This is a genomic window from Pseudobutyrivibrio sp. AR14 (assembly GCF_900101325.1).
Lineage (GTDB): Bacteria > Bacillota > Clostridia > Lachnospirales > Lachnospiraceae > Pseudobutyrivibrio.
Genome location: NZ_FMUY01000003.1, coordinates 209,512 through 229,303, shown reverse-complemented (window position 1 = coordinate 229,303; position 19,792 = coordinate 209,512). Strand labels below are relative to the sequence as shown.

The following is a 19,792-nucleotide window of genomic DNA, read 5'->3' as shown; positions in this document are numbered from 1 at the left end:
CAGCTAAATTCTAATTTCGCTATTTTTCCTCTTAACCCAAGCTTTATACACTATAATCAAGCAGATACTATGTACTGTCAACGTCAAGAACCAGCTACCTGGATAGCTGAAAAACAGTACAGCTTCTGTATGATGACTCTGAAAATATGTAGCAATCCAAATAAGTCTTGTAACACAGGCGCCAAGCAATGATACAACCATAGGAACTGTAGAATGGCCCAAGCCTCTAAGTCCACCACAGAGTGTATCCATTATTCCGCACAAAAGATAAGGGCAACATACCCAAAGCAGTCTCACGGTACCTGCAGCTACCGCTCTTGTAATATCCTCATTGCTATCCATATAAATCGGCAACAATTGAGGCGCAAAATGATATGCAAGATTTCCCATAGTAAGACCTACAACACTAACAATTGCTAAGGTATCAAAAATAACTCTCTTAACTCTCTTCTCATCACCTGCGCCATAGTTTTGACCAACAAATGTCACAGTGGTCTGAGATACTGAGTTCATAGAAATATATACAAATCCCTCTATGGAAGATGCCGCTGCAGAGCCTGCCATAACGGCTTCTCCAAAAGAATTAATTGCAGATTGAATAACTACGTTAGATAGTGAAAATAAGGAACCTTGAATACCTGCAGGCAATCCCATGGTAACTATCTTCTTAAGAATCTTGCCGTCTATAGATATCTTAGTAATATCCAGCTTAAGGGAGTCATTTTTTCTCATCAAAAAGACCACAAGCATTCCACAGGAAATGTAGTTTGATGTAACAGTTGCAATGGCAACGCCTGCTACTCCTAACCTAAACCCGATTACTAAAACGAGATTTAATAATACATTCACTATACCTGCTATTGTTAAAAAGAAAAGTGGATGCGCTGTATCTCCAGATGCTCTTAAGATAGCAGCTAAAAAGTTATAAAGCATTATTGCTGGCATAGCAATAAAATATATCTGCACATAAAGAACAGCTAGATTAATAACATTGGTAGGAGACCCCATAAGTAAAAGCATTGGGCGGGCTCCAAAAACACCAACAAATATTAATACTATTCCGCATATAAGGGAAAAGGCTGTGCTTGTATGAATTGTTTTCTTAACATCAACTTCATTATTAGCGCCATAGTATTGAGCTGCACACACATTAGCACCAACAGACATTCCTATAAAAAGATTTGTCATTAGATTTATAAGAGATGAAGTGGAACCCACAGCACTAAGACTTGCTTGCCCCGCAAATCTACCCACAACAATTACATCAGCTGCGTTAAACAGAAGCTGTAATACTCCAGAAAGGATTATTGGAATTGTGAAAATTATCAATTTGCCCAATAGTGGGCCGTGGGTCATGTCTAGTCTTCTACTTGTATTCATAGTAATGATTTTATCACTTAACTTCCAATTCTACACTAACAAATTGGTCAGAATTATCACTATTTGAAATCACCGTATCAACGCATATATTTCCTTCATCACTGACAGTAAACTCTGTGGTTGCCTCTACGGAAAATGAATCCCCTGCATTATGAAATGTTCCTTCATGCACATTTGCTTTTGCAGTTCCTCCCATTGGCACACCTAACACATCTCCAACAGTTACATCTTCACTATTTTCCACATTTTCCTCAATAGTTGACGATGATTGATATCCTGCAATATATTGTACCTTCTCTTCATTTCCTACCTGTGTTGGGAAATCATAAATTAATGATGCAACCGTGTTCGGACATCTTTCTGGTGTATGTTCAGCTGTTGGTTCATACTCTCCCGAAACACTATATTCATCAGAAGATGTCCACACTAATGTCAAATTAAATCGGTCTCCAACTCCTTGATATGCCCCATATACTGACTGATCATTTTCACTATGTAAAATATAATAATATACTGTATCTCCAGACACCATTTGTACAACTATTGGCCCTGAAGGAGTTGGTGCAGGATCAGGCGTTGGATTTGGACTTGGCGCTGGGTCTGGCACTGGTGCTGGATTAGGCGCTGGAGCTGGAGCAGGCGCTGGAGCTGGAGCTGGAGCTGGCGCTGGAGCAGGAGCTGAACTTGGTGGTGGACCTGGAGTCTCCACTGAAGTTACTTCAAGCCTCTTTCCATAAACCACCTCAGCAACTTCATAAAAGCTATCAGTACCAAATAACTTTGCAGCAAAATATACTGCTGGTGTAATTATAATAGAAGAATCAGCTAATGAAACAACAGTAATATTTCTATTAGCACATGCCTCTAATGTAGGCTCAATTCTATCTTCACTATCAAAATAAATAAGATAATGCTCATAATATTTAACTGGATTATTTCCAAATTCAATATATAAATCCGGATTCAAAGCTCGATATGCTGAAGGGTTAAAAAATGGGCAGCAGTCTCTACCTTCAAAAACACCATAATTAATAAAGTGATTAAGCAAAGCCTCATAACTATCGCCATATTCATCTACTACATCACTATTATTCCTTTTATAAAAATCATAATCAAAAAATACTTTTAATATGTTAACCTCATCTTCGCTAAGAGTTCGATATTTAACTCTTGTCATATCTTCAGCTTGAGTGAGGGTTTGGGCATTACTAGTTATAGGCATAACAATAATAGCAACCATTACAGTTACTATAATTGAAAATAGAATTGTAAAGATATGCCTCTTTTCCATTCACACTACTCCATAGTAAACCTATTATAATAAATATATATTAATATATATTTGTGGCTAAAAAAAGTGTAAATGGCAAACTTTCAATGAAAATCAACTCTTATAATACTTAAAGGCGAGCCCATCTGGACTCGCCTTTAATAAAATTAAAGAAAGAAATTATAGGAAAAATCTAATCTTCGGAAAGAGTAGATATTACCCCATTTTAATTGGACCGAATTACTTGTTAGCTAACTCAGCCTTAAGTGCCTCAGTAAGAGCTGGAACGATCTTGTTAAGATCTCCAACGATACCGTAATCAGCTACGTCAAAGATAGGAGCTGTCTCATCCTTGTTGATAGCGATGATAATATCTGACTCTTCCATACCTGCTGTATGCTGAATAGCACCAGAGATACCGATTGCAAAATATACGTTAGGACGTACAGTCTTACCTGTCTGACCTACCTGAAGATCCTTTGGCTTCCAGCCTGAATCTACAACGGCACGTGAGCAAGATACTGTAGCGCCAAGAACCTCTGCAAGATCATCAAGAAGCTTGAAGTTCTCTGCAGAACCAACACCACGACCACCAGATACAAGAATCTTTGCATCCATGATATCAACTGTTGTTGCAACGTTCTTTACAATATTAAGAATCTCAACGAATCTGTTGTTCTCTTTGATTTCTGGGTTGAAGTTGATAACTTCTGCCTTGCGGCCAGCAACCTTATCAAGCTTCTGCATAACACCTGGACGAACTGTAGCCATCTGTGGACGGTTGTCTGGGCATGCGATTGTAGCGATTGTGTTACCACCGAATGCTGGACGAGTCATAAGAAGCTGATTGTGCTTCTGCTCCTGACCTTCTCTAGCCTGAAGTGGGAAATCACCAATCTCAAGTGATGTACAGTCAGCTGTAAGACCTGTCTGAACTCTAGCTGAAACTGTAGGACCAAGATCACGACCGATTGCTGTTGCACCAACAAGCATGATCTCTGGCTTGTACTCATTAATATAAGCTGTAAGAGCCTGTGCATATGGCTCTGTACGATATGTCTCAAGTGCTGGATCATCGATAACAACAACCTTGTCTGCACCGTACTCACCAAGCTCATCTGCAAGGTTTGCGATACCCTTACCAAGTACTACTGCTGTTACGTCTGTTCCTAAATCTGCTGCAAGCTCGTGTGCCTTGCCGATAAGTTCGAAGGCAATTGAGCTAAGTTTATTATCAACCTGCTGAGCGAATATAGCTACGCCCTTGTATTCTTCTAATGACATTCTATTTGCCTCCTCTTATTAAATTACATGCTTTTCTTTAAGCTTGCTAACGATGTACTCTACTGACTCCTTAGGGTCAAGAGCTACCTTCTCGCCTGCGCCCTTACGTACCTTATCAGATGCCTTAGCAATCTTTGTTGGAGAACCAGCAAGACCGATGTTAGCATCATCAAGATCTGTAAGATCATCTCTACCCCAAACTGTTACTTCCTTATCGAATGCATCGAAAATTCCGCCTGGAGTCATGTAACGTGGCTCGTTGAGCTCTGCAAGAGCTGTAATAAGACAAGGCATCTGAGCCTTGATCTCATGATATCTATCCTCATACTGACGCTGAACGATAACGCTGTTACCCTCAACTTTGATAGCCTCAGCATAAGAGATTACAGGAAGGCCAAGGTGCTCAGCGATCTGAGGACCAACCTGTGCTGTATCACCATCGATAGCCTGACGACCTGTGATAATAAGATCGTAATCAAGCTTCTTAAGACCAGCTGCAATTGTAGAAGAAGTTGCCCATGTATCAGCACCACCAAGGCGTCTATCTGTGATAAGAACTGCCTCATCAGCACCCATAGCAAGAGCCTCACGAAGCATATCATCAGCCTTTGGAAGACCCATTGTTACAACTGTTACCTTTGCACCTGTCTCATCCTTAAGACGAAGAGCAGCCTCAAGACCTGCCTTGTCATCTGGATTCATAATTGCGAGCATTGAAGCTCTATCAAGAGTTCCATCTGGGTTAAACTTTACGCCGCCCTTTGTATCAGGAACCTGTTTAATACATACTACGATATTCATGTATTTAATCTCCTTTAACTAAAAAAGTGTTAATTACTTGAGCATTGCGCCAGAGATAACAAGTCTCTGAACCTCAGATGTTCCTTCGTAAATTTCTGTGATCTTAGCGTCACGCATCATACGCTCAACATCGTACTCTCTTGTATAACCGTAACCACCGTGAAGCTGTACAGCCTTTGTAGTAACAGCCATAGCTGCCTCAGCTGCGAAAAGCTTAGCCTCAGCTGCCTCGATAGAGTAGCTTGTTCTGTGATCCTGTGTATAAATGTCCTTTGTGCATGCAGCATTGTATACAAGATACTTAGCAGCATCCATACGAGCCTTCATATCAGCAAGCTGGAATGCTGTGTTCTGGAATGCAGCGATTGGACGACCAAACTGCTTTCTTTCCTTTACGAAATCGATTGTTGCATCGATTGAGCCCTCGCCAATACCAAGAGCCTGAGCAGCGATACCAATACGTCCACCATCAAGTGTGTGCATAGCGATACCAAATCCCTTACCTCTTGGTCCAAGGATGTTATCCTTTGGAATACGGCAATCCTGGAAGATAAGCTCGTATGTAGAAGAAGCACGGATACCCATCTTCTTCTCCTTTGTACCGAATGTAAATCCTGGTGTGTCCTTCTCAACGATGAAAGCTGAGAACTTCTTAGACTTACGTCCCTTAGCATCCTCAACGATATCTGTTACAGCGAATACGATGTAGATATCAGCTTCCTTACCGTTTGTGATGAAGCACTTAGAACCGTTAAGTACCCAAGAATCTCCATCCTCTACAGCCTTACACTGAGCACCCTGTGCATCTGTACCAGCACCTGGCTCTGTAAGTGCGAAAGCACCAAGCTTCTTACCACTAGCAAGTGGAACTAAGAACTTCTGCTTCTGCTCTTCTGTACCATATGTAAGAATAGGATCGCAGCAAAGAGATGTATGTGCTGAAACGATAACACCTGTTGTACCGCAAACCTTTGAAAGCTCTTCTACACACATAACGTATGTAAGAACATCACAGCCCTGTCCGCCGTACTCCTTTGGAATTGGAATACCCATGAAACCGTACTTCATCATCTTCTCAACGTTTTCACGAGGGAACTGCTCTGTCTCATCAATTTCCTGAGCAAGTGGCTTTACTTCGTTCTGAGCAAACTCTCTGAACAACTGTCTAGCCATCTCATGCTTTTTGTCTAATGTAAAATCCATGATCTGAATCTCCTTAATTTTATTAACAATCCATTGCCCTTAGTTGATCTCCCGCCCGTTACAGCTACAAGCCTAATGATTTCTCCGCTCGACTACATGTCTCGCTTGAGAAATATTAGAGCTTGTTGCTTACAGGCTATTTAAGCTCTTTGAGCAATGGATCTATATAAACAATTTAAAGCCTCATCTGGCTTATTAACGTAACGAATTACTGTGCATCTACTGCTGTCTTTGTGCGATCTGCGTTGTATACGTAGAATCCCTTACCAGACTTGCAACCAAGGTTGCCACCGCGAACCATCTTACGAAGAAGTGGGCAAGCACGATACTTGCTGTCGCCTGTCTCATTGTAAAGAACATCCATGATAGCAAGGCAGATATCAAGACCGATGAAATCACCAAGCTCAAGTGGTCCCATTGGGTGGTTAGCACCAAGCTTCATAGCAGCATCGATACCAGCGATATCAGAAACACCTTCCATCTTGATGAAAGCAGCTTCGTTAATCATTGGGATAAGGATACGGTTAACTACGAAACCAGCAGCCTCGTTAACCTGTACTGGAGTCTTTCCAATCTCCTCAGAAATCTTAACGATCTTGTCAACTGTCTCCTGTGGAGTGTTAACGCCTGCAATTACCTCAACAAGCTTCATTCTGTCAGCTGGGTTGAAGAAGTGCATACCGATCATTGGACGGTTAAGACCGTTACCAATCTCAGTAATTGAAAGTGAAGATGTGTTTGAAGCGAAGATGCAATCAGCCTTAGCAATCTCATCAAGCTCCTTGAATGTAGTCTTCTTAACTTCCATGTTCTCGAATGCAGCCTCAACGATGAGGTCACAATCCTTGCAAAGGTTTTCCTTAAGGCCTGGAGTAATCTTAGCTAAGATAGCATCTACAGCTGCCTGCTCCATTTTACCTTTCTCAACAAGTCTTGCATAACCCTTAGCAATCTTGTCTTTTCCGCCTTCAGCCCACTCCTGCTTAATATCGCAAAGAGCTACTTCATAACCATCAACCTGAGCAAATGCCTTAGCAATACCCTGGCCCATTGTACCTGCGCCAATTACGCCTACTTTCATTTTTATTCCTCCTAATATTTTTAGTACGCTCCAGCTTATACAATCTTCAAAGCTCCCGCAGGCCACCTCCCATACTCGGGTAAGGAAACCTTCCCGCCCGGTGTAGGCCCCTTCCTTACCCGGCATGGGGCCTTCCTGCTCGCGCTTTTGAAGATTGCTTAAGAAGCTGTCGCTCACTTAAATTTTTTAGTTTGTTGAATAATATAAATATTCAAAAGTCGCTTATCGTCTTAACGATTAGCCTTCGTACTTCTCGATGATTGTAGCACAACCCATACCACCACCGATGCAGAGTGTAGCAAGACCCTTCTTGTACTCTGGATTGTGAATCATATCGTAGATAAGTGTTACGAGGATACGAGCACCTGAAGCTCCAACTGGATGTCCAAGAGCGATAGCACCACCGTTTGGATTAAGCTTCTTAAGATCGAAGCCAAGATCCTTACCTACTGCAACTGACTGTGCAGCAAATGCCTCGTTTGCCTCATATACATCAAGATCATCAATTGTAAGACCAGCCTTAGCAAGAGCCTTCTTTGTTGCTGGAACAGGACCAACACCCATGATCTCTGGAGCGCATCCGCCAAGTGCACCAGCTACGAAAGTAGCGAGTGGCTTAACACCAAGCTCCTTAGCCTTCTCCTCTGACATAACAACAAGTGCAGCTGCACCATCGTTGATACCAGAAGCATTACCAGCTGTAACAACTCCGTCTGGATATAAAGCCTTAAGCTTTGCAAGACCTTCGATTGTTGTACCAGGTCTTGGGCCTTCGTCTGTATCGAAGATAACTGTCTCTTTCTTCTTCTTGATTTCGATAGGAACAATCTCATCCTTGAATGCACCAGACTCGATAGCTGCGCAAGCCTTGTTCTGAGAGTTAACTGCGAACTCATCAAGCTCTTCTCTTGTAAGCTTCCACTGCTCAGCTACATTATCAGCTGTCTTAATCATATGATAGTCATTGTATGCATCCCAAAGAGCATCCTTAACCATTGTATCTACTAAAGCGCCCTGGCTGTTTGATGGCCAAGTCATTCTATAACCATAACGTCCGTTTGGAAGTGCAAATGGAGCGAGTGACATGTTCTCCATACCACCTGCTACAACTACATCAGCATCACCAGCGATGATCATCTGTGCTGCCTGGTTAACACAGTTAAGACCAGAACCACAAACAACGTTTGTTGTAACTGCTGTTGTCTCGTTTGGAAGACCAGCCTTGATAGCTGCCTGACGAGCAACGTTCTGTCCTAAACCTGCCTGGATAACACAACCCATGTATACGTGCTCTACGTCCTCTGGCTTGATACCAGCTCTCTTAACTGCTTCCTTAATTACTGTAGCACCTAAGTCAACTGCTGGAATTGCACTGAGTGATCCACCCATAGTGCCGATTGCTGTTCTACATGCACTAGCAATAACTACTTTTTTTCCCATGTTTCTTTCTCCTTTTTAAGAAATACTTTTTTGTTTCCGGTGACTAACATCTAATAATTCTTCAAAATTACGTTGTACAAATTAGACAAATTGCTTTGCGAAAATCTGTTAATTTTTTAACGAACATTCCTCAAAAAAATAGACCTCAGTACGCCGCCGTTGTGAAAATATTAACATAACTGACTTTAAATTACAATCAAAAATTTCGTCATTATTGTATAGACAATGACTTTTTTCTGAATATTCTTCTTCCTTTTAGCCAATTCTCACACTCTGCTCGTTAAAAAATTATCAAGAAACCTTGATTTTTCGTTTAAATGGAAACTTTTCCTGCAAAAATCAGTTTCTAAATTGTGTCTATCAGCGTGAAAATTTTAATTAAATTCATACACGCCAAATCCCTACAAACCTTGAATATTCAAGTTTTTTGCAACAAAAAAGAACAACTGCCGTTAACTGACAGTTGCTCCATCTGTATTCTTGGTGTTTAAAGGTAGCGTGACCTTCACACAGAATTCGTAATCTTTTGCTTCTATTGTAAAATCACCATGGTTATCATTAACATTCTTTCTTATATTATTAATCCCAAAACCATGATTTTCTTTGTCTAACTTCGTAGTCTCTATAGCATCAATATCATCTATTCTTTCGTAAGCCATAGAATTTCTCACAGTCAACTGAGCATATTTATTACCTTCCCTTAAATGAATATGTATATATTTTTCCCTGTCTCCAGCAATGTGCTTTTGCGCCTCAATGGCGTTTACAATCATATTTGAATAAATAGAAGAGAGAGCAATCTCATCAATGAGGATAGGCCTCATCAACCTTCCCTCTAGCCTTAGCTCTATATCCTTATCTAAATGCTCCGCATAATAATTAGTCAGAGCATCGATTATCGTATTTCCGATACTATATCCTTTGTTTACCAAAACGCTGGTCTTATCATACAACTTCTCGATATACTGCTTCAGCTCATCGTAATTACCGTCATCCATTAGACTCTTTAGGCAGATCATATGATTATTCATATCGTGACGATATTTTTTTGTCTCCGCTTCCTTATCCAGTAACGATATATAATAATTTTTCTGAGTCTCGTATAATTCTCGCTCGGCCTTAGCATATTCCTGCACCTTTTCAACCAGCCACTTCTTATATAGGATATTGATTTCTAAAAGCAACAAGGACAAGGCGGCAATGGAAGTGACAACTCGTGCAAAAATTCCTTTGAAATATGATATCTGTATCAAATTGTAAATACTGAATATACATATAAATATATCCAGGCAGCCGATTGTTATTACATAATCTAAAAATTTGCCGACTTTCCTTCTTCTTTCATTAATAAGGGATTCTAAAAATCTCTTTGTCAAAAAGCCAAAAATCAATACAATAGAAAGCTCCACCAGATTATTTAAACATACATCAACGCACTTATTTCCTATATGAAAATATGCTCCATCTGGAAAAAATGCTTTTATAGAAAGAATTATACAGTTATTAATAAGAAGCACTAAAACAGTAGATTCTATTTTCGATACAATGCTACTGTCTATTATCAAAAATACAATTATATATACTAGAAATAGCTCTATTAGGCATAGAGAGCCGTATGATATCTTGTCCTGTAAAAATCCGCTTGTTGCTATTGCAGCTAAAAATCCAAACGCAATAAAGCGCTTGTTTTTCATCTGCAAATTTGCACATTTAATTATCCATATTGCTTCTGTAAGCAAAAAAGCAAACTCAATCAAGGACATAAAAAAATTCATATCAGCCTCCAAAATTCAAGTCATATTCTATGTACGCCTTTTCAAAGCTAAGTAGCTTTCTTCTAGATATTGTCAATTTTTCTCCATTGGTCAATTCTATAATGTTTTTTGACACGCTTTTGATATTCTTAAAACCAACGATATATTGTCTATGTATTCTATAAAAAATCCTTTCATCCAATTCATTTTCTATTTGGTCTAATGAGACACTCTTGGTAAAAACGTTATTTGCCGTATATACCTCAACAGAGCCATTGAAAGATTTGATATATAAAATATCACTCTGCTTAACATTATATTTTATTCGATTTCGAAATAGCTCTAGGGTAGAATTTCCAACAGTTTTATTGATAGCAGAAACAATTGCCTCCTCTACCTCGCTCTCTCGTAAAGGTTTATTTAAATATCTATGGGCATTAAATTTAAACGCTTCACTGTAGCGCTTATCATTACTTGTGGCAATTATAATTTTACAATTCGGATTTACTTTATAGATACGATTTCCAGCACCCATTCCGTCCATCACAGGCATTTCCACATCAAGGAAAGCTATATCTATATCTTCTATATCGTGCAATAAGCCTGCTGCAGAATCATAAATCTTTAAAGCAAAGTATTCATCATCATCTCCATATAACTTTGTCAGCAAGGACAAAATCATCTTCTTTGTAGCATTACAAATTTCAAGCTCATCATCGCAAATCCCTATTGTCGTTCTTCCCATAGACAAATACCCCCTAGAAAATACAAACCAATATTTCATTTACGGTATAAGTATGGTACTAAGAAAAAGTTTCGAAATCAACTTTTTCGGGCATTTTTCGCAACAATTAATAAAAAAAAGAGGCGCAACAGCGCCCCTTTGTAATTTAAAGCTGACCAACATCACTCATATCGCATCTACCGCAAATAACAGTAAGATTGCCATTTCTCATTCGAATGTCGTCCAATAACTTCTTTTCCTCCAAGTCATTTTTCAGCTTAATTCTATATTCGATCTCATACATCGAGCCCATGTTGGTGGTGCGAACTGATAATAAAAGATGTGTTTTAGTGTACTTAGCGAATAAATCATCAAAGATTTCACTATAATCAAGATTCTCTGGAATTGTTATTCTAAGATCCTTTTCATTTGAATCTGCTTCCGCAAATTTGCAGACTGATAAGATAATATGAATAACACATATTAATACTGTAAATATTCCTGCCAAAAGCAACTCGCCTATGGCACAAACAATTCCAATTGCCATTGCAAAGAATACAAATCCAATGTCGCGTGAACTTCCCTGCAACGATCTAAATCTTACCAACGAAAACGCGCCTACAACACCAAGTCCTGTTCCCAGATTTCCATTAACCGCAAGCATGACTACGCATACTAGAACTGGCAAGACAATAAGTGTTCTCGCAAAATTCTTTGATGTCACTCCTGTTCTCATGTATGTAACAGAAATGATAATTCCTAAAACACACGCCACCAAAGCATACCCGATAGCTCCCCAAATTGATAAACTAGTATCTGTGCCTGATGACACAAATGCAGAAAAAAATGATTCCATTAGTCCTTCTCCCTTTTGCAAATTATTAGATTACTGCGCCTCCTAGAATGCTCTTAGCTTCTGCGCCTCTAGCAACTATACCGTCCGCTTCGGTAAGTAGTTGCTTCTTGTAAAAATTTCCGTATTTGGAAAACGAAATTGAGTAAATCTCATATTTTGATAGAAGCTTAGCAAACCAAATTGGCATAGAATCCGCAATTTTTACTTCCATTAACCTGTAACCAGGTGGCAAAAGGTAATCATTTTCATCATCCTTGTATAAAGTCAAATCAAATACGCGGCTGCGTATATCCTTGTCAAATGTGACTCTAAAATCAGGATCCTCTTTGCCAAACATAGCTATTCTGTCATACGCAATATAGCGTTTTGGTTCCAAGTCATAATGATTAAACAAGTAATCAATTTCTTTAAATATTTGATTTGGTTTGGATGGCAAAATTCCATCGATTAAAAACCTTTCGGCTTCTTCCATTGGAACTGCAACTCTCCGTTTGTTTACCAGACCTTTGTATTTCTTTTTAATCTCTAAAAAGCACATACTGTCATAGTCCGGTTCCCCATAGCAACGAACCCTAAACTTCTCCTTGTATTTTGGACCTTCTATGGATGTCCTAATGAGCTCATTACTCTTCGTGTCATAATATATGTTCCTAATAGTGTGAAGCCCATATACATCCATTTCCATATATTCTTCCAACTCTTTTTTGAACATATGATATGTTTTTTCATCCAACAAATATTTTTTCTCATATCTGTTGAATACAATTTGAATCTTGCTCATAAGACGTCCCCCTTACTTATCCACGCATCCATTCAAATATTTGCTGTCCCCATGCATCCATAATGTAACCCCCTTGCATTTTAAATATTTCTAGAGCTCTACGATGATATGATTATAACGTGAAAAACCACGATTAAACGTTTAAGTCCATTAGCGGTATCTATAAGTTGTCTAACGGCATTTTTTCAATAAAAAACAGCCATTCCTATTGATTAATACTCTTTACTAAGAGTTAATTAAATCAAATAAGAATGGCTGTATAATCGTTGATTTTAAAGGCTTTATAGGGCAATTGCCGTCTCAAGCGCAAGCTTCATCATTTCCGTAAACGATTTCTGTCTATCCTCTGCAGGAATTTCCTCAGAAGTTACAAATGAATCAGAAATAGTAAGCATACATGTTGCATTCTTGCCTAGCATATTAGCATTGTTGAAAAGGGCAAAGCTCTCCATCTCAACACAGTCACAACCGCAGCGCTCCTTAACAGCCTTCCAACCGCCCATTTCTGGCGCTGTATAGAACTGATCAGAAGAATGAACCTTTGCAAGCTTAGCATCGATGCCAAGCTCCTTAGCCTTTGCTATTGCTACGTCATTTATCTTTTTGCTTGGGTAAAGAGTTGTCTCCTCCACACCGTTTGTATACTTAGCAAATGTACTATTTGAAAAGGCACTTTCTGCAATTACTACATCAAGAACATTAAGCTTATCTGTGTAGCTTCCAGCAGAACCAATACGAATAATATTTTCTACATCATAGAATGCAAAAAGCTCATATGAGTAAATACCGATTGAAGGCATACCCATACCACTGGCCATTACTGATACAGGTACACCCTTATAAGTACCTGTAAAACCAAGGCAGTTACGAACTGTATTGACACACTTTACATCCTCCAAGAAATTTTCAGCGACAAATTTTGCGCGAAGTGGATCACCTGGCATAAGAACTGTCTTTGCAAAATCACCCTTTTTGGCTTCGTTATGTGGTGTTGCCATAATTATTTTCCTCCTTATTAATTATAGTTATAGAAGTAATGGGCATTAATTACTGTACCCGATGTTCTATCTAAGAAACCTACACCGTCAGTAGGAGCCCCCGCCTCAGCGGCTGCTGCGACCTGAGTGTTATGTAAATTCTGCGCATATGAATATGTGCAGAAGAATAAAGCGTCTGTATTGATATTTCCTGCTATTGCATCAGCCGCAGCCTTTTGACAGCCACTATTTGGTCCCTGAGCAAGAATAAGAGCCACACGTCCTGAAGTAACAGGCGCAAATTGACCAGAAGCATATATAACTCCAGATACCGAGTTAGGGAATTTCGGACTGGCAACTCGATTCATAACTACCGAACCTACCGCTAATCGTCCCGAAGTACCCTGATTATCCGCCTCCGCCTGGATAAGAGCAGCCAAAAGCAAGGTCTCCTCATCTGTGGTACTATATCCACCGCTGTATCCACCATGCTCACCTGCTAGCTTTTCAGCAAGAGCTGCTTGAGCCGCCTGATACTGCTGTTGTATACGCTGTTCATACGCCTTAGCCTCTTCCAACTGTTGTTTAAGCTGTTGTAGAGCAGCCTGACTGTCTGCAATCTGACCATTGGTAGTATCAAGAGCTGACGCTGTGGAATTAACGAGAGTTCCAAGCTCAGTTTTTTTGGACTCAAGTGTGCCTTGGTACGCAGTAAGCTCTGTATTTTTCTCCTCTATCTGGGATTTTGTCTCTTCAAGAGCCTGCTGAGTCTCCTCAAATTTCTTAATGGCCATCTGGTCATAGGAAACGATCTCAGACATATACTCTAAGCGCTGTAAAAAGCCAGACATGGAGCCACTCTCAAGGTAATTGACAAGTGTGTTGGTAGAGCTATTCTCATACATATACTGGATACGGGTCTTCATAGCCTCTCGTTGAGAATCCAAATCCTGCTGAGTTGTCTCTAACTGCTCATTTAACACGTCAATATCAGCCTGTACAAGGGCTATATTTTCCTCTGTATCAGATATCTCCCCTGCAACAGTTGTAATCTGAGTATTTAAGCTATTAATTTGTCCTGATAATGTGTTGGCCTGCCCCTCCAATTCATTAACAGTATTTTGCACTTGCTGAACTTGATTGTTTAGGTCATCTACAGCATGAGAAGCATTTTCAGATTCATCGTGAAGTCTATCAACCTCAGACTGGGATGCCTTAACAGATGTGTCCATCAGACACATTGAAGCAAGTAGTAGGATAGCCAAACATCCTCGAAGTTTTTTCATACCTTCTCCTATCGGCAGGAGCTTGAAATAGATTCTACTGCAACCGCTCCGCCTCTAACCACTTCTATTTTCTTAAAGCGTGTTTTAAGAAGTGATATTAAATCATTGTTTTTGCGTTCTGTCAAGGTACATTCAAACAAAACGCTGTCTGTACCTATATCTGTAATTCTAACCATTCCCCCAGTATTGAAAACCTCTGCTATCTGGAAAGCCTCTGTCTTACCAGCAGCGTCCAATCCCTTTACCTTTGCGTAAAGGATTTCCTTCATGTGGATAGGAATAGTAGTTAAATCTATAACTTTAATTACCTCTACCATGGCATTAAGCTGCTTTTTAATCTGCTCAAATGTCACATCATCTGCCATAACAGATATAGTCATTCTAGAAACATCATCACGCTCAGTTGTGCCTACTGTAAGGGTCTGAAGATTGTATGACTTTGCAGAAAACAATCCAGAAACCTTCGCCAAAACACCTACCTGATTTTCAACATATAATGCAATCCATCTATTTTTCATCGTATATTCACCTCAATCAACGGCTATTTCAAAATCATCTCGCTAAGTGGTGTACCACTTTTTACCATAGGAAGTACCAGATCATCTGGTGAAACTAAAAAGTCAATTACTGTTGGCTTGCCTTTATTAGCTCTAGCAGCCTTAAGCGCTGGAATTATCTCCTCTGAGGAAGTAACCCTAATTGCCTTGCAACTATAACTCTCAGCCCATTTCAAAAAGTCTGGATAATAGCCGCCGTCTTTAGCAGATAAATCGGTAATCTCGTATCTCTTGCCATAGAATAGCTGTTGCATCTGGCGAACCATGCCGAGATTAGAATTATTAAATATACATATAACAACCGGAATTTCTTCAGACATTGCAGTAGCCATCTCCTGCATATTCATCTGAAAACCACCATCACCTGTAATGAGGACTGTAGGCTTTTTAGGGGCACCAACAGCTGCACCGATAGCAGCTGGGAATCCAAATCCCATGGTACCAAGGCCTCCGGAAGTAATGAACTCCTGGCCCTTATGAAGTCTAATAAACTGACTAGCCCACATCTGATGCTGACCAACGTCAGTAACAATGTTAGCATCTGGAAAGACCTCATTGATTCCTTCGCAAATATCCTGAGGACAATTGCCAATTTTAGTATTTGGCATGGTAAGTGGATGTTCCTGCTCCCACTCACCGATTTTAGCAATCCATTTATCTGTCTTCATTGGCTCAGCATATTCCACCAATCGCTCAAGCGCGATCTTAGCGTCTGCTGTAACCGGAACATCTACCACTACATTTCTCGAAATAGATGCAGAAGCTATATCAACGTGAACTATCTGAGCTTTTGGCGCAAACTCATCCAACTCACCTGTAATTCTATCATTAAAACGTGTACCAATTGAGAAGAGCACATCGCATTCTGTGACTGCTTTGTTGGCAGCATATCTACCGTGCATTCCGCAATTGCCGATGAACAGAGGATTGTCCTCTGGCATAACACCCTTTCCCATAACTGTTGTGGTAACTGGCACATTCATCTTTGAAGCAAATTCCAAAAGCTTCTTCTGAGCGCCTGCAATTCTCACACCACCACCTGCTAAGATAAGTGGACGCTTAGCATTTTTCAAAAGTCTATAAGCCTTCTTCAACTGACCGATGTGAACTGTCTCATTTGGATGATATCCACGAATATCAACCTGAGATGGATACTCTGGAGCTCCACTAGTAGTCTGTATATCCTTTGGAATATCAATGAGAACTGGACCTGGCTTGCCAGTTGAGGCAATTTGGAATCCCATTTTAATAAGGCGTCCCATATCATCACGATTGCGGACAGTCACGCCATATTTTGTAATAGAACGGGTCATACCTACAATGTCAACTTCCTGGAAAGCATCGTTTCCAATCAGATGAAGTGGGACCTGACCAGTAAAAATAACCATAGGAATGCTGTCATAATATGCATCTGCGATACCTGTGATTGTATTAGTGGCACCAGGACCTGAAGTCACCAAAACTACTGCTGTCTTACCTGTGGCGCGAGCGTAGCCCTCAGCCTCGTGAACTAGAGCCTGCTCATGACGACCGAGAATGACTCGAATGCCCTCGGTCTTGTATAACTCATCCACAATATCAGTAATCATGCCGCCTGGGTAGGCAAATATTGTGTCTACTCCCTCTTCCTTCAAAGCTTTAACAAATAACTTTCGTCCTGTAATATTAAGTGCCATTATTTACGTCCTTATCTAGTGCTTGTTAATGGTTACTATTTTGTATATGTTCTGAAATAAAATTCTATGTCGTAATATGTCTGTTCCTCTGACTCCTCCGCCAATTTCCACTCTGGCTTTTCATCCAGATTAGGGAAGAATGTATCAGCATCGTAAGCGTAGTCAATATAAGTGACAAATGCTGTGTTGCAATCATCGAGAAGCATTCTGTAAATACTCTCGCCACCGATAACAAAAATATCATCGGAATTATACTTTGCAAGCTCCTTATCCAGCTCCTCCTTAGAATGAACTACGATAGCGTCCTTGACCTGATAATTCTCATCTCTTGTCAAAACTATATTGACTCTATTCTTAAGAGGCTTGCCATTTGGGAAACTCTCTAGAGTCTTTCTTCCCATCACCACCACCTTACCGCTGGTAGTCTCACGGAAAAATTTCATATCATCTGGAATGCTCACAAGCAATTTATTGTCCTTGCCTATGGCCCAGTTTTTATCTACTGCAACAATTAAATTCATTATTCTCCTCCAATCAGCCAATCTACTTTATCAATCCCCGGAGGCCATCCTACTCTCGCTCGCCGAGTCTATGCAGCGATTTTAAACAGCTATAGGTATGTTACGTATCTGCTCGCCGGCTTCGTAGCCCTCTACGATAAGATCGTCAGTTGTAAAATCGTAGAAGTTCTTCACCTCTGGGTTGAGACGAACCTTTGGAGCTGGAAGCTCTGGTCGACTAAGAAGCTCCTTAATTGCATCCACATGTCTATCATATATATGAGCATCAGCAATAACGTGAATCAGCTGACCTGGAATCATATCGTTAACCTGAGCAACCATCATAAGAAGAATTGCATACTGGCATACATTCCAGTTATTAGCAGCAAGAATATCCTGAGAACGCTGATTTAAAACCATGTTAAGAACAAGCCTACCTGACTCCCTGTCCTTGGTGACATTGTAAGTAGCTGAATAGCAGCATGGGTCCAAATGACCGGTAGCCAAGTCATGGAACTGATATAGATTAGTCATGATACGGCGAGAATATGGTGTCTCCTTAAGCTGCTTGAGCACATAATCCATCTGATCAATCTGCTCTCCCTTATATTCAAATTTCTCACCTACAACATAGCCGTAGGCAGTGCCGATTGAGCCATTTTCATCGGCCCATTCATCCCATACATGAGGCTTCAAATCATGGATATTGTTAGACTTGCGCTGATAAATCCAAAGCACCTCATCCATGCATGACTTAAGGGCTGTCTTTCTGAGAGTGAGAGCTGGAAACTCCTCTCTCAAATCATATTTATTTACAACGCCAAATTGCTTGATAGTGTAGGCCTTTTCGCCTGTATCTTGCCAAGTTGGTCGCACGATTTCATCTTTTGTATCTGTGCCATTTTCCAAAATGTCACGGCACATATTTTTGAAAATAATATCTGCTTTACTCATTATCCTCTCCTTATAATCTAAAGATAGCCATAAGTATTCTATGCTATAACTTTTCAAACTAAATTCTACCACAATATCTTGGGTTTTGAATAGATTTTTTCCTATTGTTAGTAAATATTCTCCAGTAAGGATTTCACCTTGAAAAATGAGTCTCATTAGGTTACTATATTTTGTAGTTGTTTATGGCTAGATCATTCTTTGGAAAATATACGATACTAGCTAAGGAGAAGAAATGAGTCAGGAAAAAGTTGATAAAAAGAAATTTGAGAAAACTCACCGTAGATCACTTCTTAGAAAGAAGAAGCTTGAGGAGTTTTTAAGCATCGCATGTGTTTGCGTTATCGCTGTTGGTATTGTAGCTTGGATTGGTTTTTCAGTTTACACTAAAGTCGAGGATTCAAAAGAGGCAAATGCCACATCGCAGTTTTACGAAATCGATTCTAGTGCACTTCAGGAATATTTAGGTTCACTTCAAGAATAAAATTACAGGCGTCGAGATTTCCCTCGGCGCCTTTTTTATCTTCTCACCATAATATTTGAACAGTATTTGTTTATCAGGCTGCTGCCTACAAATTCTAGATACTCATCGTAATCAATGTAAAATCCTTTTCCCCAGCTAGATACTTCTATCATTCTTCTTAACTTTTGACCTTCATGGGATTCTTCCACCGCGATAGCCGTTACAAAATGATTGTTGGTTGATGCAATCACCTCATATTTGCTAGTGGCCTGATTAAATCTATAGAGATTCAGTCTGCCCTTTCTGCTATATATTGCCCACACCACAGGAATGTTTGCATTTATCATTGCTTTTATCTTTTGGTACATATTTTTGTGGCCATGAAAACCATTCCATTTAAATCTAACAGGAACCCCTGCTTTCTTGTCGCCTTTATTTAAAAATCTACTAATCTGATTTGGCAATATCCCTATCGCAAATGCGGATTTACTCCTTCTCCTGAACTCATGTAAAAAAAGTTTAGTAAAAGGATGCTGCTTTATGAAACTAACAATACATTTTTCATATTCATCGTAGGAAATCCTGCCTCTATTTTGCATAAAATTTGCAACATCAACTGCTGCAATCATTCCACAGCCCTGATTGGCAGCATACTCAAGAGGTGTGTTTCTAAACCAGTTTTGATTGCCCCCGCATGAGCCATCTGGCTCACCCGCTCTAATTACACTTACATATTCATTTTGAAGTAAAATCCTCTCCATTGCATTACTCCCATCTCCAAATATAAGTAAATGTTAGCATTATATAA

The 19,792-nt window shown here is 39.8% G+C and carries 19 protein-coding genes; 1 reads left to right on the top strand and 18 read right to left on the bottom strand.

Annotated elements, in window-relative coordinates:
• Positions 1-3: 3 nt before the first annotated feature.
• The 17 genes from BLP50_RS04355 to thyA form a co-directional block, all read right to left on the bottom strand.
• Complete coding sequence (locus BLP50_RS04355; RefSeq protein ID WP_090151577.1) at positions 4-1,380, bottom strand: MATE family efflux transporter; 1,377 nt, start codon at positions 1,378-1,380, stop codon at positions 4-6.
• A gap of 13 nt (positions 1,381-1,393) precedes the next feature.
• Positions 1,394-2,671 (bottom strand): hypothetical protein, encoded by a 1,278-nt coding sequence (locus BLP50_RS04350; RefSeq protein WP_090151575.1) that lies wholly within the window; start codon positions 2,669-2,671, stop codon positions 1,394-1,396.
• Positions 2,672-2,890: 219 nt separating this feature from the next.
• Positions 2,891-3,934, bottom strand: a complete 1,044-nt coding sequence (locus tag BLP50_RS04345) for an electron transfer flavoprotein subunit alpha/FixB family protein (protein WP_090151573.1) — start codon at positions 3,932-3,934, stop codon at positions 2,891-2,893.
• 18 nt (positions 3,935-3,952) lie between these two features.
• Positions 3,953-4,735, bottom strand: coding sequence for an electron transfer flavoprotein subunit beta/FixA family protein (locus BLP50_RS04340; RefSeq protein ID WP_090151570.1), 783 nt, complete (start codon positions 4,733-4,735; stop codon positions 3,953-3,955).
• 33 nt (positions 4,736-4,768) lie between these two features.
• Positions 4,769-5,938, bottom strand: a complete 1,170-nt coding sequence (locus BLP50_RS04335) for an acyl-CoA dehydrogenase (protein ID WP_090151567.1) — start codon at positions 5,936-5,938, stop codon at positions 4,769-4,771.
• A 208-nt stretch (positions 5,939-6,146) separates the two neighbouring features.
• Positions 6,147-7,019, bottom strand: a complete 873-nt coding sequence (locus BLP50_RS04330) for a 3-hydroxyacyl-CoA dehydrogenase family protein (RefSeq protein WP_090151564.1) — start codon at positions 7,017-7,019, stop codon at positions 6,147-6,149.
• A gap of 237 nt (positions 7,020-7,256) precedes the next feature.
• A complete protein-coding gene (locus tag BLP50_RS04325; protein ID WP_090151561.1) occupies positions 7,257-8,459 on the bottom strand; it encodes an acetyl-CoA C-acetyltransferase in 1,203 nt (400 codons plus the stop codon).
• A 452-nt stretch (positions 8,460-8,911) separates the two neighbouring features.
• On the bottom strand, positions 8,912-10,234 hold the full coding sequence (locus BLP50_RS04320) for a sensor histidine kinase (RefSeq protein ID WP_090151558.1): 1,323 nt from the start codon (positions 10,232-10,234) through the stop codon (positions 8,912-8,914).
• Between the two features lies 1 nt (position 10,235).
• Positions 10,236-10,997, bottom strand: coding sequence for a LytR/AlgR family response regulator transcription factor (locus BLP50_RS04315; RefSeq protein WP_090151555.1), 762 nt, complete (start codon positions 10,995-10,997; stop codon positions 10,236-10,238).
• Positions 10,998-11,103: 106 nt separating this feature from the next.
• Entirely contained in the window at positions 11,104-11,793 is a 690-nt protein-coding gene (locus tag BLP50_RS04310) for a DUF4956 domain-containing protein (RefSeq protein WP_090151551.1), read from the bottom strand.
• 25 nt (positions 11,794-11,818) lie between these two features.
• A complete protein-coding gene (locus BLP50_RS04305) occupies positions 11,819-12,574 on the bottom strand; it encodes a polyphosphate polymerase domain-containing protein (RefSeq protein WP_090151548.1) in 756 nt (251 codons plus the stop codon).
• A 281-nt stretch (positions 12,575-12,855) separates the two neighbouring features.
• Positions 12,856-13,572: a purine-nucleoside phosphorylase gene (gene deoD, locus BLP50_RS04300; RefSeq protein ID WP_090151544.1), complete on the bottom strand. Its 717-nt coding sequence runs from the start codon at positions 13,570-13,572 to the stop codon at positions 12,856-12,858.
• 17 nt (positions 13,573-13,589) lie between these two features.
• Positions 13,590-14,837, bottom strand: a complete 1,248-nt coding sequence (locus tag BLP50_RS04295; RefSeq protein ID WP_090151541.1) for a cell wall hydrolase — start codon at positions 14,835-14,837, stop codon at positions 13,590-13,592.
• Positions 14,838-14,845: 8 nt separating this feature from the next.
• On the bottom strand, positions 14,846-15,355 hold the full coding sequence (gene ilvN / locus BLP50_RS04290) for an acetolactate synthase small subunit (RefSeq protein ID WP_090151538.1): 510 nt from the start codon (positions 15,353-15,355) through the stop codon (positions 14,846-14,848).
• 23 nt (positions 15,356-15,378) lie between these two features.
• Entirely contained in the window at positions 15,379-17,070 is a 1,692-nt protein-coding gene (ilvB, locus tag BLP50_RS04285) for a biosynthetic-type acetolactate synthase large subunit (protein ID WP_090151535.1), read from the bottom strand.
• Between the two features lie 35 nt (positions 17,071-17,105).
• Positions 17,106-17,591 (bottom strand): dihydrofolate reductase, encoded by a 486-nt coding sequence (locus BLP50_RS04280; protein ID WP_090151531.1) that lies wholly within the window; start codon positions 17,589-17,591, stop codon positions 17,106-17,108.
• 81 nt (positions 17,592-17,672) lie between these two features.
• Entirely contained in the window at positions 17,673-18,524 is an 852-nt protein-coding gene (gene thyA, locus BLP50_RS04275; RefSeq protein WP_090151528.1) for a thymidylate synthase, read from the bottom strand.
• Between the two features lie 232 nt (positions 18,525-18,756).
• Here thyA and BLP50_RS04270 point away from each other — a divergent pair, with 232 nt between their 5' ends.
• Positions 18,757-19,005: a hypothetical protein gene (locus BLP50_RS04270; RefSeq protein ID WP_090151525.1), complete on the top strand. Its 249-nt coding sequence runs from the start codon at positions 18,757-18,759 to the stop codon at positions 19,003-19,005.
• A gap of 35 nt (positions 19,006-19,040) precedes the next feature.
• Here the strand turns inward: BLP50_RS04270 and BLP50_RS04265 are convergent, their stop codons facing one another.
• A complete protein-coding gene (locus BLP50_RS04265; RefSeq protein ID WP_090151523.1) occupies positions 19,041-19,745 on the bottom strand; it encodes a hypothetical protein in 705 nt (234 codons plus the stop codon).
• Positions 19,746-19,792: the final 47 nt, after the last annotated feature.

Coding starts and splice junctions, on each gene's coding strand:
- BLP50_RS04355 (WP_090151577.1), bottom strand. CDS start 1,380: ATGAATACAAGTAGAAGACTAGACATGACCCACGGCCCACTATTGGGC.
- BLP50_RS04350 (WP_090151575.1), bottom strand. CDS start 2,671: ATGGAAAAGAGGCATATCTTTACAATTCTATTTTCAATTATAGTAACT.
- BLP50_RS04345 (WP_090151573.1), bottom strand. CDS start 3,934: ATGTCATTAGAAGAATACAAGGGCGTAGCTATATTCGCTCAGCAGGTT.
- BLP50_RS04340 (WP_090151570.1), bottom strand. CDS start 4,735: ATGAATATCGTAGTATGTATTAAACAGGTTCCTGATACAAAGGGCGGC.
- BLP50_RS04335 (WP_090151567.1), bottom strand. CDS start 5,938: ATGGATTTTACATTAGACAAAAAGCATGAGATGGCTAGACAGTTGTTC.
- BLP50_RS04330 (WP_090151564.1), bottom strand. CDS start 7,019: ATGAAAGTAGGCGTAATTGGCGCAGGTACAATGGGCCAGGGTATTGCT.
- BLP50_RS04325 (WP_090151561.1), bottom strand. CDS start 8,459: ATGGGAAAAAAAGTAGTTATTGCTAGTGCATGTAGAACAGCAATCGGC.
- BLP50_RS04320 (WP_090151558.1), bottom strand. CDS start 10,234: ATGAATTTTTTTATGTCCTTGATTGAGTTTGCTTTTTTGCTTACAGAA.
- BLP50_RS04315 (WP_090151555.1), bottom strand. CDS start 10,997: ATGAAATATTGGTTTGTATTTTCTAGGGGGTATTTGTCTATGGGAAGA.
- BLP50_RS04310 (WP_090151551.1), bottom strand. CDS start 11,793: ATGGAATCATTTTTTTCTGCATTTGTGTCATCAGGCACAGATACTAGT.
- BLP50_RS04305 (WP_090151548.1), bottom strand. CDS start 12,574: ATGAGCAAGATTCAAATTGTATTCAACAGATATGAGAAAAAATATTTG.
- deoD (WP_090151544.1), bottom strand. CDS start 13,572: ATGGCAACACCACATAACGAAGCCAAAAAGGGTGATTTTGCAAAGACA.
- BLP50_RS04295 (WP_090151541.1), bottom strand. CDS start 14,837: ATGAAAAAACTTCGAGGATGTTTGGCTATCCTACTACTTGCTTCAATG.
- ilvN (WP_090151538.1), bottom strand. CDS start 15,355: ATGAAAAATAGATGGATTGCATTATATGTTGAAAATCAGGTAGGTGTT.
- ilvB (WP_090151535.1), bottom strand. CDS start 17,070: ATGGCACTTAATATTACAGGACGAAAGTTATTTGTTAAAGCTTTGAAG.
- BLP50_RS04280 (WP_090151531.1), bottom strand. CDS start 17,591: ATGAATTTAATTGTTGCAGTAGATAAAAACTGGGCCATAGGCAAGGAC.
- thyA (WP_090151528.1), bottom strand. CDS start 18,524: ATGAGTAAAGCAGATATTATTTTCAAAAATATGTGCCGTGACATTTTG.
- BLP50_RS04270 (WP_090151525.1), top strand. CDS start 18,757: ATGAGTCAGGAAAAAGTTGATAAAAAGAAATTTGAGAAAACTCACCGT.
- BLP50_RS04265 (WP_090151523.1), bottom strand. CDS start 19,745: ATGGAGAGGATTTTACTTCAAAATGAATATGTAAGTGTAATTAGAGCG.